The organism is Pseudosulfitobacter koreensis (genome assembly GCF_024733015.1).
In the GTDB taxonomy this organism is placed as follows: Bacteria; Pseudomonadota; Alphaproteobacteria; order Rhodobacterales; family Rhodobacteraceae; genus Pseudosulfitobacter; species Pseudosulfitobacter koreensis.
In genome coordinates, this window is the sequence record NZ_JANKJG010000004.1 from 123,442 (window position 1) to 139,298 (window position 15,857).

The 15,857-nt window shown below is 64.4% G+C and carries 15 protein-coding genes; 5 read left to right on the forward strand and 10 right to left on the reverse strand.

Going from position 1 to position 15,857, the window contains the following annotated elements; translation table 11 throughout:
• The first annotated feature begins 22 nt into the window (after nucleotides 1–22).
• Together recN and NTA49_RS07600 are read left to right on the forward strand one after the other, a co-directional pair.
• Nucleotides 23–1,672: a DNA repair protein RecN gene (gene recN / locus NTA49_RS07595; RefSeq protein WP_258294089.1), complete on the forward strand. Its 1,650-nt coding sequence runs from the start codon at nucleotides 23–25 to the stop codon at nucleotides 1,670–1,672.
• A 118-nt stretch (nucleotides 1,673–1,790) separates the two neighbouring features.
• Nucleotides 1,791–3,479 carry a chloride channel protein gene (locus tag NTA49_RS07600; protein WP_258294090.1) on the forward strand — a complete coding sequence of 563 codons (1,689 nt, stop codon included), beginning with the start codon at nucleotides 1,791–1,793 and terminating at the stop codon, nucleotides 3,477–3,479.
• Nucleotides 3,480–3,499: 20 nt separating this feature from the next.
• On the opposite strand, the gene NTA49_RS07605 is transcribed toward NTA49_RS07600, so the two are convergent.
• From NTA49_RS07605 to cobS, 5 genes are all read right to left on the reverse strand, one after another.
• Nucleotides 3,500–3,844: a DUF427 domain-containing protein gene (locus NTA49_RS07605; protein WP_258294091.1), complete on the reverse strand. Its 345-nt coding sequence runs from the start codon at nucleotides 3,842–3,844 to the stop codon at nucleotides 3,500–3,502.
• A gap of 64 nt (nucleotides 3,845–3,908) precedes the next feature.
• The gene (locus NTA49_RS07610; protein ID WP_261368211.1) at nucleotides 3,909–5,699 is read right to left on the reverse strand and encodes an aminopeptidase P family protein; all 1,791 of its coding nucleotides are present in this window, start codon (nucleotides 5,697–5,699) and stop codon (nucleotides 3,909–3,911) included.
• A gap of 50 nt (nucleotides 5,700–5,749) precedes the next feature.
• The gene (gene cobT, locus NTA49_RS07615; protein ID WP_258294093.1) at nucleotides 5,750–7,627 is read right to left on the reverse strand and encodes a cobaltochelatase subunit CobT; all 1,878 of its coding nucleotides are present in this window, start codon (nucleotides 7,625–7,627) and stop codon (nucleotides 5,750–5,752) included.
• Nucleotides 7,624–8,043, reverse strand: coding sequence for a hypothetical protein (locus NTA49_RS07620; RefSeq protein WP_258294094.1), 420 nt, complete (start codon nucleotides 8,041–8,043; stop codon nucleotides 7,624–7,626). Before NTA49_RS07620 ends, cobT begins: the two co-directional genes overlap by 4 nt.
• Nucleotides 8,040–9,026: a cobaltochelatase subunit CobS gene (gene cobS, locus NTA49_RS07625; protein ID WP_261368198.1), complete on the reverse strand. Its 987-nt coding sequence runs from the start codon at nucleotides 9,024–9,026 to the stop codon at nucleotides 8,040–8,042. Before cobS ends, NTA49_RS07620 begins: the two co-directional genes overlap by 4 nt.
• A gap of 285 nt (nucleotides 9,027–9,311) precedes the next feature.
• Between cobS and NTA49_RS07630 the strand changes: the two genes are divergently transcribed.
• On the forward strand, nucleotides 9,312–9,878 hold the full coding sequence (locus NTA49_RS07630; RefSeq protein WP_258294096.1) for a fasciclin domain-containing protein: 567 nt from the start codon (nucleotides 9,312–9,314) through the stop codon (nucleotides 9,876–9,878).
• 98 nt (nucleotides 9,879–9,976) lie between these two features.
• On the opposite strand, the gene NTA49_RS07635 is transcribed toward NTA49_RS07630, so the two are convergent.
• Nucleotides 9,977–10,603, reverse strand: coding sequence for a J domain-containing protein (locus tag NTA49_RS07635; RefSeq protein ID WP_258294097.1), 627 nt, complete (start codon nucleotides 10,601–10,603; stop codon nucleotides 9,977–9,979).
• Between the two features lie 87 nt (nucleotides 10,604–10,690).
• On the opposite strand from NTA49_RS07635, the gene NTA49_RS07640 reads away from it, so the two are divergent.
• Complete coding sequence (locus tag NTA49_RS07640; protein WP_258294098.1) at nucleotides 10,691–10,948, forward strand: BolA family protein; 258 nt, start codon at nucleotides 10,691–10,693, stop codon at nucleotides 10,946–10,948.
• Nucleotides 10,949–10,958: 10 nt separating this feature from the next.
• Here NTA49_RS07640 and NTA49_RS07645 read toward each other — a convergent pair whose 3' ends face one another.
• From NTA49_RS07645 to gatB, 3 genes are all read right to left on the reverse strand, one after another.
• Nucleotides 10,959–11,660 carry a DUF4177 domain-containing protein gene (locus NTA49_RS07645; RefSeq protein WP_258294099.1) on the reverse strand — a complete coding sequence of 234 codons (702 nt, stop codon included), beginning with the start codon at nucleotides 11,658–11,660 and terminating at the stop codon, nucleotides 10,959–10,961.
• A gap of 76 nt (nucleotides 11,661–11,736) precedes the next feature.
• Nucleotides 11,737–12,231, reverse strand: coding sequence for a thioesterase family protein (locus NTA49_RS07650; protein WP_258294100.1), 495 nt, complete (start codon nucleotides 12,229–12,231; stop codon nucleotides 11,737–11,739).
• A gap of 136 nt (nucleotides 12,232–12,367) precedes the next feature.
• The gene (gene gatB, locus NTA49_RS07655; RefSeq protein ID WP_258294101.1) at nucleotides 12,368–13,879 is read right to left on the reverse strand and encodes an Asp-tRNA(Asn)/Glu-tRNA(Gln) amidotransferase subunit GatB; all 1,512 of its coding nucleotides are present in this window, start codon (nucleotides 13,877–13,879) and stop codon (nucleotides 12,368–12,370) included.
• Between the two features lie 118 nt (nucleotides 13,880–13,997).
• On the opposite strand from gatB, the gene NTA49_RS07660 reads away from it, so the two are divergent.
• Nucleotides 13,998–14,537 (forward strand): hypothetical protein, encoded by a 540-nt coding sequence (locus tag NTA49_RS07660; protein ID WP_258294102.1) that lies wholly within the window; start codon nucleotides 13,998–14,000, stop codon nucleotides 14,535–14,537.
• Here NTA49_RS07660 and NTA49_RS07665 read toward each other — a convergent pair.
• Nucleotides 14,503–15,798, reverse strand: coding sequence for a hypothetical protein (locus NTA49_RS07665; protein ID WP_258294103.1), 1,296 nt, complete (start codon nucleotides 15,796–15,798; stop codon nucleotides 14,503–14,505). The two genes, NTA49_RS07660 and NTA49_RS07665, sit on opposite strands and share 35 nt — an antisense overlap.
• Nucleotides 15,799–15,857 lie beyond the last annotated feature (59 nt).

Below are 15,857 nucleotides of genomic sequence, written 5' to 3' on the forward strand. Positions count from 1 at the left end.
ATCCACCCGACAGGCAACTGACATGCTGCGCGGGCTCGATATCTCGGACATGCTTATCATCGACCGGCTGGAGCTTGCGTTTCAGCCGGGTCTGAACGTGCTGACCGGCGAGACCGGGGCGGGCAAGTCGATCCTGCTGGATTCGCTCGGGTTCGTGCTGGGCTGGCGCGGGCGCGCCGATCTGGTCCGCCAAGGGGCCGCGCAGGGCGAGGTCACCGCCTGGTTCGATCTGCCCGAGGGCCATGGCGCCCGCGCAGTGCTGGAAGAGGCCGGATTGCCGGTCAGCGACGAATTGATCCTGCGCCGCATCAACACTGCCGACGGACGCAAGACGGCGTGGGTCAACGACCGCCGCTGCTCGGGCGAGGTTCTGCGGGCCCTGTCTGATACGCTGGTGGAACTGCACGGCCAGCACGACGATCGCGGCCTGCTGAACCCGCGCGGGCACCGCGATATCCTGGACGAATTTGCCGGGCTCGCGCCGCGCAAGGCCGCTGTGCGCACGGCCTGGAGCACGGTCGGCAAGGCCCGCAAGGCGCTGGACAAGGCCGAGGCGGCGATGGAAGCGATCCGCGCCGAAGAGGAGTTCCTGCGCCACGCGGTGACCGAACTGGACCAGCTTGCCCCCGAACCGGGCGAAGAGGCGCAGCTCGACACCCGCCGCCGTCTGATGCAGGCCGCTGAACGCATCCGCGCCGATGTGGTCAAGGCCTACGAGATCCTGGGCTACGACGGCGCAGAGGGCGCGATGAACAACGCCCTGCGCTGGCTCGAAGGCGCGGTGGACAAGGCCGAAGGAACGCTTGACGGCGCGATGGCGGCCCTTGGGCGCGCGATGGTCGAACTGGACGAGGCCCAAAGCGGTATTGTCGCCGCCATAGACGGGCTGTCGTTCAACGCAAGCGAACTGGAAGAGGCCGAAGAGCGCCTGTTCGCGATCCGCGCGCTGGCCCGCAAACATGATGTGGCCGCTGACGATCTTTCGGGCTTTGCGCAGGGGCTGCGTGAAAAGCTGGACGCGCTGGACGCAGGCGACGCCGATCTGGCCGAGTTGCGCAAGGCGCTGACACAGGCCGAAGCCGCCTATGACACTGCCGCCACCGATCTGACGCAAGCGCGTACCAAGGCGGCAGGCAAGCTGGACAAGGCCGTCAGCGCCGAGCTTGCCCCCCTTAAAATGGAGCGCGCGGTGTTCAACACCCGCATCAGCGACGAGGCGCCGGGCCCCGAAGGCCGCGATGCGGTGGCCTTTACCGTCGCCACCAACCCCGGCGCTCCGGCTGGTCCGCTGAACAAGATCGCCTCGGGCGGTGAGCTCAGCCGCTTCCTTTTGGCGCTGAAGGTCTGTCTGGCAGGCGGGCAGGCGGGCCTCACGATGATCTTCGACGAAATCGACCGCGGTGTGGGCGGTGCCACCGCCGATGCCGTCGGTCGTCGCTTGAAGGCACTGGCAGAGGGCGGGCAGGTTCTGGTCGTGACCCACTCGCCGCAGGTCGCGGCATTGGGCGCGCACCACTGGCAGGTGTCGAAATCGGTCAGCAAGGGCATGACCACATCGCAGGTGATCCCGCTGGATGCGCCCGCGCGCGTCGACGAAGTGGCGCGGATGCTGGCGGGTGATCAGGTGACGGATGCGGCGCGCGCAGCGGCCAGCGCCTTGCTGGACGGGTGAGCGTTCAGGACATTCCCCCGCGGGACCACGCAACCACGGGGCTTTTGGTTTGGCGCAGCTTGACCTAGAGATAGGACAGCGGAGAAAAGCCAGCCCATGACGCAGACATGACCCTTCAATGACCACCCCCAGGCAAACGTTCCTTGCGCAGTCCTACGGCCAGGCCCTGAGTGCCTGCCGCGACGGCTTTCGGGTGATCCGCCAGCGTGGCCCGTCACAGGTACAGTTCTGGTTCATCGCCCTGCTGATCGGCATCGGCGCAGGCTTTGCCGCATTGTTTTTCCGCAAGGGCATCAACAGCTTGCAGTCGCTGCTCTACGGCACGGACGATGTGCAGTATCTGCACAGTTTCGCACAAAGCCTGCCGTGGTACTGGATCTTGATGATCCCGATCTTTGGCGGGCTGGCCGTCGGCATCATCCTGCACACCTTCACCCGCGACGGGCGCGCGCGCAGCGTGGCCGAGGTGATCGAGGGAGCCGCGATGCACGATGGCCGCGTCGAAACGCGCGCAGGCGTTGCATCGGCCGTGGCCTCCTTCATCACGCTGTCGTCCGGCGGATCGACGGGCCGCGAGGGTCCGGTAGTCCACATGGCGGCAGTGATCTCGACCAAGGTTTGCCGCCTGATCAAGGCCGACGGCGTCACCGGGCGCGATCTTCTGGGATGCGCCGTGGCCGCCGCCGTCTCTGCCAGCTTTAACGCGCCCATCGCGGGCGCGCTCTTTGCACTCGAGGTGGTGTTGCGCCACTTTGCCGTCCACGCCTTCGCCCCCATCGTGATCGCCTCGGTGGCTGGCACGGTCATCAACCGGATCGAGTTCGGCGGCGTGACCGAGTTTCGCCTGGCCCAGCCCGAGATGCTGCAATTCTATGTCGAACTGCCCGCCTATCTGATGCTAGGGCTGGTCAGCGGGCTGGTCGCCGTGGTGCTGATGCGCACGATCTTTCTCGCCGACAATTTCGGCACCGTCGTCCAGACCCGCACCGGCCTGCCGCGCTGGTTGCGGCCCGCGGTGGCGGGCGGCCTGCTGGGCGGCATCGCGATTTTCTATCCCCACATCATCGGCGTCGGCTATGAAACCACCTCGCTCGCGCTGACCGGCGAACTGGGGCTGCGCGAGGTGATGATCTTTGCCGTGCTCAAGGTCATCGCGGTCGCGATCACCATGGCCGGGCGCATGGGCGGCGGGGTGTTTTCGCCCTCGCTGATGGTCGGGGCGCTGACGGGCCTCGCCTTTGGCCTGATCGCCACATCCGTGTTTCCAGACGTGTCAGGCTCGGTCACGCTCTATGCGCTGGCGGGCATGGGCGCTGTCGCCGCCGCCGTGCTGGGCGCGCCGATCTCGACCACGCTGATCGTGTTCGAACTGACGGGCGACTGGCAGACCGGCCTTGCCGTGATGGTGTCGGTCTCGCTCAGCACCGCGCTCGCCAGCCGTCTGGTGCACCGCAGCTTTTTCCTCACGCAGCTTGAGCGGCGCGGGGTGCATCTGGCCGCAGGGCCGCAGGCCTATCTGCTGGCGATGTTCCGGGTGACAAGCGTGATGCGCAAGCCCGATGATCCACGTGCCGCCGATGACACCGCCTGCTGGGACATGGTCCGCGAGGGCACCTATCTCGACGGCTCCGCCACGCTGGAAGCGGCGATGCCGGTGTTCGAGACCGCATCCGTGACGTTCATCCCGGTGGTGACCTTGAGAGGAGAGGACATGCCGCCCGAACTGCTGGGCGCATTGTTCCATGTGGATGCCTTGCGCGCCTACAACCGCGCATTGGCGGCGACGGCGGCAGAAGAACACTCCTGACGCCGTCGCCGTTCTACCGTTCAGATTTTTTCAACCGTGACGCCGTTGCCCGCGTAAAACGCCAGATAGCCCTTGATCTCGGCCACCTCGGCCTTGGGGTCTTCATAGCTCCACGCGACATTGTCGAGCGTGGTGGACTTGGTGACCACCGAATAATAACTGGCGTCGCCCTTGTGCGGGCAATGGCTGGTCTTGTCGGTCTGGTCCAGAAACGCGGTGGCGATGTCGCCGCGTGGGAAATAGATCACGAAGGGATAGTCGCCCTCGGTCAGTTCCAGCGCATCTTCGCTTTCGCCGATGACGGCACCACCGGCGCGCACGGTCCATTTGCCGCTGGCAGGGCGGATTGTGATGTGATTGGCCATGATATGTCCTCCTCGGGAATGCTGAAGGCAGTCTTTAGCAGCTTTGTAACAGTCCCGCTATGTGTCAGATGCGTGCCGTGGCGTTCTTTAGCCATTCCAGCGCATCGGCACTGACGCGCGGCCCGATCTTTTCCAGAACCTCGGCGTGATAGGCGTTCAGCCAGTCGCGCGACGCAGCGTCCATCTGTTCGGGCAGGATCAAACGGCGGTCCAGCGGCACGAATGTCAGCGTGCGCCAGGACAGCATCGAACGGTGCGCGTCGCCCCCCTCGGGCGCAATGGCAGGTTCCACCACCAGCAGGTTCTCCAGCCGGATGCCGAAGGCCCCCTCGCGGTAATATCCCGGCTCGTTCGACAGGATCATGCCCGGTTTCAGCGGCACGTGGCTGGCCCGCGACAGCCGCTGCGGCCCCTCGTGCACCGACAGATAGGCACCGACGCCGTGCCCCAACCCGTGATCGAAATCCTGATGTGCATACCACAGCGGCGCACGTCCGATCGCCTCGATATCGCGCCCGGCAAGACCTGCAGGCCAGCGCAGGCGCGACACTGCGATCATGCCCATCAGCACGCGGGTATAGGCGGCACACTCGTCCGACCCGGGCGCGCCGATGGCGATGGTGCGGGTGATGTCGGTGGTCCCGTCCAGATATTGCCCGCCGCTGTCCAGAACCAGCAGATGCCCGTCCTCCAGTGTCAGATCGGTGTCTTCGTTGACGTGGTAATGGTTGATCGCCCCGTTCGGCCCGGTGCCCGAGATGGTGTCGAAACTGATGTCCTGCAACGCATTGTCACTGCGCCGGAACGCTTCCAGCTTGGTGACCACCTGCGTTTCGGTCAGGCTGCCGGGGGCCTGCGCATCCAGCCAGGCCAACAGTTCGACCACCGCCGCCCCGTCACGCAGGTGCGCGCTGGCGCTGCCTTCGATCTCGGCTGCGTTCTTGCAGGCCTTGGGCAGCGCGCAAGGATCGTCGCCCCATGTGCCGTTCTCGCCGACGGCTGCGGCAACGATGGCGGGCACAGAACTCTTCTCCATCCGCACAAGGCCTTCGAGGGCGGCAATCCGCGTCAGGAACTCCTCGGGCGCATGCGGGGTAACATCCGGCCCCAGATGGTCGCGCACCTCTTGCAGCTTGGCATCCGCCATGAACAGGTCCACCCGCGCATCCGCATGCAGCACGGCAAAGCCCTGCGCCACCGGGTTGCAGCGGATGTCGGCACCGCGGATGTTCAACAGCCAGGCCAGACTGTCGGGCAGGGTGATGATCGCCGCCTTTTGCCCGGCGCGGGCCAGCTCGTGCCCCAGACGCGCGCGCTTGGCGTCGTGGCTTTCGCCCGCGAACTCCAGCGGATGCACCTTGGCCGGGGCCATCGCGGGGCCGGGCTGATCCTTCCAGATCGCATCGACCATATTCCCGACCGGCTTGAGCGTGATGGGCGTGCCCGCCAGCGCCTCTGTCAGCTGTTCGATCTGCCCTGCGGTGTGCAGCCACGCATCGAACCCGATCACGCCGCCCTGTGGCATCTGTGCAATCAGCCAATCGGCCAGCCCGGTCTCGGGCCAGTGCACCGGCGTATAGACATCGGCCACCTGCGTCTTGATCTGCGTGCGATAACGCCCGTCGATGAACACGCCCGCCACGTCGGGCAGCACGGCGCAAAACCCTGCCGATCCGGTGAACCCCGTCAGCCACACCAGCCGGTCGTCGCGTGGCGAGACATATTCGCCCTGATGCGCATCGGCGCGCGGCACCAGAAACCCGTCCAGCCCCTGTGCTGCCAGTTCCGCGCGCAGGTCTTTCAGTCGGGGCGGCCCCTGCTCGGGTCGGGCGGTCACTTCGAACGACTGGTACATCGGGCCTGCATCCTCTTCATCTTGCAAAATAAACTCGCCCCGCAGGGCCGCTATCTGACGTTGCGCATCCCCATCACGCGCGCGCGGGCACGCGGGTCGCTGTCGAACAGGGCGGCCAGTTGCTCGGTCATCGCCCCGGCCAGCTGATCCACATCGGTGATCGTGACGGCGCGGTCGTAATAGCGCGTCACATCGTGCCCGATCCCGATTGCCAACAGCTCGACCGCGCGGCGTTTCTCGATCATCGCGATCACGTCACGCAGGTGTTTTTCCAGATAGTTGGCGGGGTTGACGCTCAGCGTGCTGTCATCCACCGGCGCGCCGTCGGAAATCACCATCAGGATCTTGCGCGATTCCGCACGGTTGACCATCCGGCGGTGCGCCCATTCCAGCGCCTCGCCGTCGATGTTTTCCTTCAGCAGGCCTTCTTTCATCATCAGCCCCAGGTTGGGCCGCGCCCGACGCCACGGCGCGTCGGCGGATTTGTAGATGATGTGGCGCAGATCGTTCAGACGCCCCGGCGTTTGCGGGCGGCCCTCGTTCAGCCATGCCTCGCGGGCCTGTCCGCCTTTCCACGCGCGCGTGGTAAAGCCCAGGATCTCGACCTTGACGTTGCACCGCTCCAGCGTGCGGGCCAGAACATCGGCGCAGATCGCGGCGATGCTGATCGGCCGCCCCCGCATCGAGCCGGAGTTGTCCAGCAGCAGCGTCACGACGGTATCGCGAAACTCGGTGTCCTTCTCGACCTTGAAGCTCAGCGGCGTGGTCGGGTTTGCCACGATCCGCGCCAGACGGCCCGCGTCCAGCGTGCCCTCTTCCAGATCGAACTCCCATGACCGGTTCTGCTGGGCCTGCAAACGGCGCTGCAACTTGTTGGCAAGACGGCTGACGGCCCCCTTCAGAGGTTCCAGCTGCTGGTCCAGATAGGCGCGCAGGCGTTCCAGCTCGACCGGTTCGGCCAGCTCGTCGGCGCTGATTTCCTCGTCGTGGGTCGCCAGGAACACCTTGTAATCCGGGTCGGCGTCGCTGGCAGGCTGCGGGGCAGGCGGCTCAAGCGGCGCTTCGCCCTCGGGCATCTCGGCCTCTTCGCCCATCTCCTGATCGGCCATCTCGTCCATCGAGACCTGGGCCTGGCTCGCGTCCTGCTGTTCTTCCTGCGACTGCTCGGGCGAACCTTCGGCCTCTTCGCCGTCGTCTTCGTCGTTGCCGCTGCTGTCGGGGTCCTGTTCCTCTTCGGCGCCCTCTTCGGCCTGATCTTCCTGATCCTCGTCCACCTGATCGGGGTCGTCACCGATCTGGTCGCCATAGCCCAGATCCTTGATGATCTGACGGGAAAAGCGGGCAAAGTTCGCCTGATTGTCCAGTGTCTCGTCAAGGTTATCCAGCGTCACGCCGGCCTGATCCTCGATGAAACCGCGCCACAGCTCCATCGCGTTCTGTGCCCCTGCGGGCAGTTGCCGGCCCGTGGCCAGATGGCGGATCAGATAGCCCGCGGCGGTGGACAGCGGCACTTCGGACGCCTGCTTGACCTGATCATAGCCCTTGCGTGCCGCCTCGTTGGCGATCTTGGCGTCGATGTTGCCTGCGGTGCCGGGCATGTCGCGCGCGCCCATCGCCTCGCAGCGGGCGGTTTCCATCGCCTCGTACAGCTCGCGCGCCACCTCGCCCGAGGGCAGGTATTTCGAATGGGTCTGCCCGTTGTGGTACCGCCGGTTCAGCGCCAGCGCATCGGCCGTGCCGCGTGCCAGCAGCACCTCCTGGCGGGTCATGCGGCGGGTCACCTGCGGCAGCCGCATCGCATCGCCCGACAGCCCCGACGGGTCGGCAGAGTAGCTGACGTTCAGATCGGGGTCATTGGCCATGACCTTGGTCGCTTCACCAAGCGCCTTCTTGAACGCGTCTGCGGGATTGTCTGATGGTTTGCTCATGACAGCTTTCGGGTCTCGGGGTGGTCCTTGGCGAAACTTTGGCAGGTTTCTCCGAGGGCTTCAAACACATCCGCGCTTTGACGGTCGCGGCCAAAGATCATTGCCTCGACCAGCAGTTCCATCAGCGGGCGTTGCTCCGCGATATATATGTCGATTTCGGCGCGGGACGATGTGCCAAGGCGAATTGCAACAGCGCGGAACGCGGCAGCGCGGGCGGCGTCGGTGGGATCGACCTCCAGATACAGCGAGCGCGCCGCGTAGTCCGAATATCCCAGCCACAGGGCTGCGCATTGGGCGGCAGGGTAAAGCGACGGATCGCTTGCGGCCCCTGCGGCGTCCGTCAATCGGGCGGCCCCTGCGGCGCCGACGCCGAGCACGCCAAGGGCGGCTGCGGTTGTCAGCGCCTTCAGGCTCACCCCATGCTCACGCTGGCCGCCGATTCCGGCAGCTCTTCGTCGAACAGGCGCTGGTAGAACTCAGCGACCGTCTGACGCTCAAGCTCGTCGCATTTGTTCAGGAACGACAGGCGGAACGCATAGCCGATATTGCGGAAGATCTCGGCGTTCTGGGCCCATGCGATGACGGTCCGCGGGCTCATCACGGTCGACAGATCACCGTTCATGAAGGCGGTGCGCGTCAGGTCCGCGACGGTCACCATCTGCTTGACGGTCTTGCGGCCCTCGGCGGTGTTGTAATGCGGGTTCTTCGACAGCACGATCGCGGTTTCCGCGTCGATCGACAGATAGTTCAGCGTCGAGACCAGCGACCAGCGGTCCATCTGGCCCTGGTTGATCTGCTGGGTGCCGTGATAGAGACCCGTGGTGTCGCCCAGACCGACGGTGTTGGCGGTGGCGAAGATGCGGAAATAGGGATGCGGGTGGATCACCTTGTTCTGGTCCAGCAGCGTCAGCTTGCCGTCCACTTCCAGCACACGCTGGATCACGAACATCACGTCGGCGCGGCCCGCGTCATATTCGTCGAACACGATTGCGGTCGGGTTGCGCAGCGCCCAGGGCAGGATGCCCTCCTGAAAATCGGTGACCTGCTTGCCGTCCTTCAGCTTGATCGCGTCCTTGCCGATCAGGTCGATCCGGCTGATATGGCTGTCGAGGTTGACGCGCACGGCGGGCCAGTTCAGGCGGGCGGCGACCTGTTCGATGTGGGTCGATTTGCCCGTCCCGTGATAGCCCTGGATCATCACCCGGCGGTTGTGGGTGAACCCGGCAAGGATGGCCAGCGTGGTGTCGGCGTCGAACTTGTAGGTGCTGTCGATGTCGGGCACGCGGTCAGAGCCGTCGGCAAAGCCTTTGACGACCATATCGGTGTCGATGCCAAAGACATCGCGCACGGAAATCTCTTCGGTGGGTTTTGCATTAATATCCAGGTCACCGTCGGCCATCATCTGTCCTTGTCGTTAGGTATCTTGCGCGTTTTTCCGCACCCCGCTGGTGGTGCAACATATCGTGGCGAAGGGCAAGGGGGTCGGGCGCGGATGCGCGGGGTCATGGTCACCGCGCTGCGCTACGTGGCGTCGCTTAGCGTGTGCGGGGGGCAAATCAAACACCGTGGGTTGAACTATTTGTGATGAAGGAAACCGCGTTCATTTGAAACTGCCGGGCATTTTGCCCCGTACATCTCACATCGACAAAACGTCGGTACATGAAATTTTGATTGGGAGATCACTATGTTTTCTACTAAAACCTTCGCCACATCCGCCCTGGTTCTCGGCCTGTCCGGCTTCGGCTTCGCAGCCTCCGCCATGGACAACCCGATGGTCGGCGGCGCCGCGATGTACACGGACAAGAACATTGTCGAAAACGCTGTCAACTCCGAGGATCACACCACGCTGGTCGCAGCCGTTCAGGCTGCCGGTCTGGTCGAAACCCTGTCGGGTGAAGGCCCGTTCACCGTGTTCGCACCGACCAACGACGCATTCGCGGCCCTGCCCGAAGGCACGGTCGAAACTCTGCTGATGCCCGAGAACAAGGAAATGCTGACGACAATCCTGACCTGCCACGTGGTCGGAGCCGACGTGATGTCGGAAGCGCTCGCGGGCTTGATCGCGGATGCTGACGGCGGCGCCTATGCCGTATCCACAGTCGGCGGCTGCACGCTGCAAGCTTCGATGGAAGGCGACAGCATTGTCCTCGAAGACGAGCGTGGCGGCACGGCGACCGTGACCATCGCGGACGTGAAACAGTCGAACGGCGTGATTCACGTGATCGACGCTGTCCTGCTGCCCGCAGAATAAAGACCACTCACGGTCATGCGCCGGTCATATCGGCTGGCGCAAACGAGAACGCCCCGCAAATTGCGGGGCGTTTTTTCGTTTCGGGGACTTGGGAAATCTCAGTCCTTGAAGTTCTTGCTGGCCTTGATCTGGTCCCAGGCCCACATCACCTCCTGCAACTGCTCTTCCTGCGAGCGGTCGCCGCCGTTCATGTCGGGGTGCAGCACCTTGATCAGCAGCTTGTAGGCCTTGCGCACCTCGGCCTTGGTCCAGCTGTCCTTGGCCTCCAGAATGTCCATCGCGCGGCGTTCGGTCGGGGGCAGCTTCTTGCCGGCGCCACCTGCCTTGCCGGGGTTCTGCGTGGCGTTCGCACCCAGCACCTGATGCGGGTCCTCAATGCCCAGCCGCGCCCAGGCCCGTGCCTCGGGGTCGCCCAGCGGCTTGGTCGCGCGTTCCCAGACCTTGTCCTTGGACATCTGGGCGTTCAACTCGGCCTCGGTGGTGCCGTCGAAGAAGTTCCACTTCAGATTGTATTCGCGCACGTGCTGCTGGCAGAACCAGAAATAATCGTCCAGAACGTCCGGTGCCTTGGGCGCGCGGTACTTGCCCGGCTCGTCGCAGCCGTCATGGTCGCAAATGCGGGTCGAGGTTTCGGATGCCCCCGACATCCCGCGACGCCCGCGCGGATTCTTTTTCTTGGCGGAGGAGACGGACATATCGAAACCGAAGGGATCAGACTTGGACATTGGGACAACCTTATCGACTCTGGGCCGTTACTTTAGGATATTGGGGCGGAGATAGAAGGGGGCGCAGTTAAAAAAGTGAGCAAAAGAATGCGAGTTGCAGACGAGATTGCAGAAAAACTGAACGATGCCTTTTCACCGCGCGAATTGGAAGTGGTGGACGACAGCGCGTCCCATGCGGGCCATGCAAATGCCCCCGAAGCGGGGCAAAGCCATTTCAACGTGCGCATCCGTGCGGATGCCTTGGCGGGTCAGAGCAGGATTGCCCGTCACCGTGCGGTTCATACGGCCATCGGGGCCGAATTGATGGGACGTATTCACGCGCTGGCAATCGACGCCGACGCGTGAAGCGGGCCTGTCAGGTGTCGCCTCTGGTGACACCTTTCAGGCGGTTGCGGTGGCTGGCGAGGCTTTGCAGCGAGCTGGTCATGCCCGACACTTCGGACGTGTCCTCGACGCCGTTGTCGGACAGCATCTGCGTCGCCCCGCGTCGCGGAGATTTCTGTTCGTCATTGTAAGCGTCGGTTTCGTCGGTTTCGTGAACGTCGCCTTTGTGAACGTGGCCTTTGTGAACGCCGTCTTCGTGAACATCCTCTTTGCGAACGTCGTCTGCAGGAGCGTCTTCAGCGGGGGCGTCTTTAGCGGGAATCTCGTCCGGGGTCGCGTCGCCCGGTGTGGTGACATCCTCGGTAACCTCATGCTGCGTTTCGTCACGCACCACTTCGACTGACCCGGAAACCTTCGGTGCTTCGACAGGGGCAACCACGGCAGGCGGGGCCAGCAGTTCGGGCCTGTCAGGTGCGGCGGTCTCTGCGACGCTCTCTTCCACCAGCGCACGGCGGAAGATCAGCAGGTGCCGCCATTCGGTCGTGGACCCCGTCAGCCCCGCGCGTTCGGTCGATGGCAGCGTGTCGGCGCGCTGGTATTCCCAGCCGTCGGCGGCCATCTCGTTCATCAGCGTCTCGACCGCATGGGCATAGCGCGCCTCGGGGCCTTTGATTCCCTGACCCTTGAGGCCCTTGGCGGGGGCTGGAACGACCTTGTAAGCGTAGTGTTTCATGACCCTGTGCGCCGCCCCCTGAGATGTCATTGCGGAGGGGGATATAGCAACTGGGGGGCGGATGTGAAAGGGCGCATCAGCCCTTGCGCGCAATTCCGATCCTGCGACCGGCGCGTTCCGGCCAAGGCAGCGTGCGGTGCGCCGCGTGCATCTGCCGCAGGTTGGTCAGGATGGTTTCCGGCATCGGTGCGACACGCGGACCGGACTGATCCACATGCAGCGTCAATCCCTCGCCGGTGGCGGCAAGCCAGCCGTCAGAGTGCCAGAGTTCCTGGTAGAGGTGAAAGCGTTTCTCATCAAAATCAAGCAGTTGCACGGTCGCATAGACCTGATCGCCCTCGTGCAACTCGCGCACGTAGCAGATGTGGAATTCGGCCACATAGGTCGTGCAACCGGTCGTCTTGAGGTAGTCCAGCCCAAAGCCGAACTGCGGATAGAGGTCATCGACCGAATGATCCATCAGCACCGAATAATAGGCCATGTTCAAATGACCGTTATAGTCGATCCACTCGGGACGCACGGCCATCGGCGCGCTGCGAAACAGGATGTCGGGGTGGGATGCGGGTGCCATCATGATGTGCCTTTGGATCGCCTGCGATTGCCCGCAAGGTGGGCGGTGCAGGCAGCAAGGTAAAGCGCGACGTCACGGCGCGCCCGCGTGGGGCGCGTCCGGAATTTGGATATTTAAGGCCAAGAGAAAGGGGGCGTTACCCCTGAAGCTTTTGCGCGACCAGCTCATTGACGGTCTTGGGGTTGGCCTTGCCGCCTGTCGCCTTCATCACCTGTCCCACGAACCAGCCTGCCAGCTTGGGGTTCTCGCGCGCCTTGGCGACCTGATCGGGGTTGGCAGCGATGATCTCGTCCACCGCGGCCTCGATCGCGCCGGTGTCGGTGACCTGTTTCAGGCCCTCGGTCTCGACGATCTCGGCGGGGTCGCGGCCCGTGGTATAGGCAATCTCGAACACGTCCTTGGCGATCTTGCCGCTGATCGCGTCCGAGGCGATCAGGTCGATGATGCCACCCAGCTGGGCAGGGGTCACCGGGCTTTGGTCGATGTCCTTGTCGTCTTTCTTCAGACGGCCGAACAGTTCGTTGATGACCCAGTTCGCGGCCATCTTGCCGTCGCGGCCCGCCGCCACGGCTTCGAAATAGGCGGCACTGTCCAGATCGGCGGTCAGCACGGACGCGTCATAGTCGGTCAGGCCGAAGTCGCCGATAAAGCGCGCCTTCTTGGCGTCGGGCAGTTCGGGCAGGGTGGCCTTGATCTGGTCGACCCAGTCCTGCTCGATCTCCAGCGGCAGCAGGTCGGGGTCGGGGAAATAGCGATAGTCGTGCGCCTCTTCCTTCGAGCGCTGGGTGCGTGTCTCGCCCTTGACGGGATCGAAGCCGCGCGTTTCCTGATCCACTTCGCCGCCTGCCTCCAGGATTGCGATCTGGCGCCGCGCCTCGACCTCGATCGCCTGCTGGATAAATCGGGTGGAGTTCATGTTCTTGATTTCGCACCGGGTGCCCAGATGCCCGAAATCGCCGGACTCGCGGTAGCGTTCGTAGGCGCCAGGGCGGCAGACCGACACGTTGACGTCCGCGCGCAGGTTGCCGTTCTGCATGTCGCCGTCACAGGTGCCGAGATAGCGCATGATCTGACGCAGCTTCAGGATATAGGCGGCGGCCTCTTCGGCGCTGCGGATGTCGGGACGGCTGACGATCTCCATCAGGCAGACGCCTGCGCGGTTCAGGTCGACAAAGGACATCTCGGGGTCCATGTCGTGAATCGACTTGCCCGCGTCCTGTTCCATGTGGATGCGCTCAACGCGCACCGGCCGCGCGGTGCCGTCGCCCAGTTCCACCAGAACCTCACCTTCGCCCACGATCGGGTGGTACAGCTGGCTGATCTGATAACCTGCCGGCTGGTCGGGATAGAAATAATTCTTGCGGTCAAAGGCCGATTTCAGGTGAATCTCGGCGTTCAGGCCCAGCCCCGTGCGCACCGCCTGTTCGATGCAATATTCATTGATGACGGGCAACATGCCGGGCATCGCCGCATCCACGAAAGCCACGTTCGAATTCGGCTCGGCCCCGAATTGGGTCGAGGCACCGGAAAACAGCTTGGCGTTCGAGGCCACCTGTGCGTGGACTTCCATCCCGATCACCAGTTCCCAGTCGTGTTTGGCACCGGCAATCACGCGGGGTTTCGGCAGGTCGTAGGACAGATCAAGCATGTTTCACCAAAGGCTGTGGGGCATTTCGCGCAGGTTTAGTCCAGCGCCCCCCGTGCTGCAAGAGGCTGCGACATTGCGGGCGCTATGCAGGCGCGCGCGGACGGCGCATGGTGGCGGCATGGTCAACGTCACACCACAAGAGATGCCCGTCGGCAGTCTGATCGCAGAGCAGGCGGCGCAGCCTGGCTATTTCACCGATTGCTACGCCTGCGTGGTGCCGGGGCAGGTGTCGCTGGCCGACTATGTGACGGCATTCTACACCACGCCGCTGTTTCGCGCCGAGCGACTGGTGCTGCGGCTTGCGGCGCGTGCGCCGTCCACGGACGTTCAGGCACGCGCAGTGGCCGAGGGGGAGGCAGAGCGCTTTGCCGTCTGGCAGGTCGCGGCAAGGCGCGCGGATGAGATGCTGCTGGCAGAGCGGTCGGGGCGGACCAAATCCTGGTTCAGCGTCGCGGTGCAAGGCGCTGACACGAAACTGTTTTTCGGATCGGTCGTGGTTCCGGTCAAGGGAAAGTCGGGCAAGATGGTTCTGGGCCCGGTCTTTGACAGCCTCAAGACCGCGCATGCGCTTTATTCACGCGCCCTTCTGGCATCGGCGGCGCGCGGGTTGGCGGCAACCGGCGTCAGGACGGCTCCAGCTCCGCGCCCCGGTCGGTAAAGACCACGCGGTTGCCCTGCGACAGCTCGCGGCGGAACATGTCGCACAGAATGCGGTGCGCATCGGCAGCGCCCGCTGCGGCAAAGCGGTCGGGGCAACGCACCCGCAGATTGTTGTCAAAGCCGCGCGCGGCATGGGCCCAGATCATCGGGTGCAGTTCGGTCAGGTGGCGCCTTATGATCCACTTCGCGCAGTCGGCGATCTGACCGCGCACGAATGCGACATCATCGGCAGCATCCAGCGTCATGCCCATCGTGTTGGCGCAATAGGCCGCCAGCAGGTTGACGGTGTGCGGATCGTCGCGACGGTTCAGGATGTCGTGCAGGCCTTCGATGAAGAACGCCACGTCAAGCTGGCTGCAGGCCGCGTCGTCCTGCGCAATGGCGTCGAGCATGACCCAGGTATAGCCGCCCGCGCCCCATTGCGCGTGGGTGCTGCTGGCCATGCGGCGCGCCTGCACTTCCAGTTCCTGCACGGTGCCATGCCAGCGTGGCAGCAGATGCGTGCCAAAGTTGCGCAGCGCCCGCGCGTTCAGCGGATCGAGCGCGATCAACCGCTCGTAAGAGGTGACGAGGCGGCGCGTATCGGTGGGCAGACCGCTGCGCAACATGCAGTGGGCGGCGGCCAGCAGGGGAGAGTTGAACTCTTCCGCAGGAAACCCTTCGAGGATATCGCGGGCGCGGTCGAAATGCGCGTCAAAGGCCTCGCGGTTGCGCAGGGGCACTTCCGAGGACCAGCCGGTGCCGCGCCAGGCCCAGCCGATGTCCAGATGGGTCATCGTCACGATGGTCGCGATGGCATAGTCGTCGGGAAATTCGGCCAGCATCTCTTCCAGGGCAATGATCCCCTCCAACAGGGGCGCGTCCTTGGCGGGGCGGCCCGACAGCAGGGCATGTTCCGCAGCCGACACCACGTCAGAGCGCGCGCCGAAAGCGATCAGATCGGCCACCGGCATGCCGCCGGGGGTACGCTCACAGGCGGCTTCGGCGGCGTGGATCGCGGCGGACACGCCGGCCCAGTCTTCCTGACGTGCCATGCGCAGACCGCTGGACTGATGCATGTCGCAGGCGCGGTCTTCGCCGGTGGGATCGGGGCAGGGAATGCTCAGAGCGGGCGCAAGGTCGGGCACGGCGGCGCGTTGTGGGCGCTTGGCTGCGGCGGACGTGTCGATGACCCCGTCAAAGGCCAGCTTGGCCGAAGGCCCCTGAACCGCATTGCGGAGCATTTTCAAGATTTTCAGGCCGGGGAGCTTCGAACGCATCTGATCCACTCGTTGTCTTGGTTGTGTTGATGCCAATCTGCCGATGGTTTGAGGCGCAA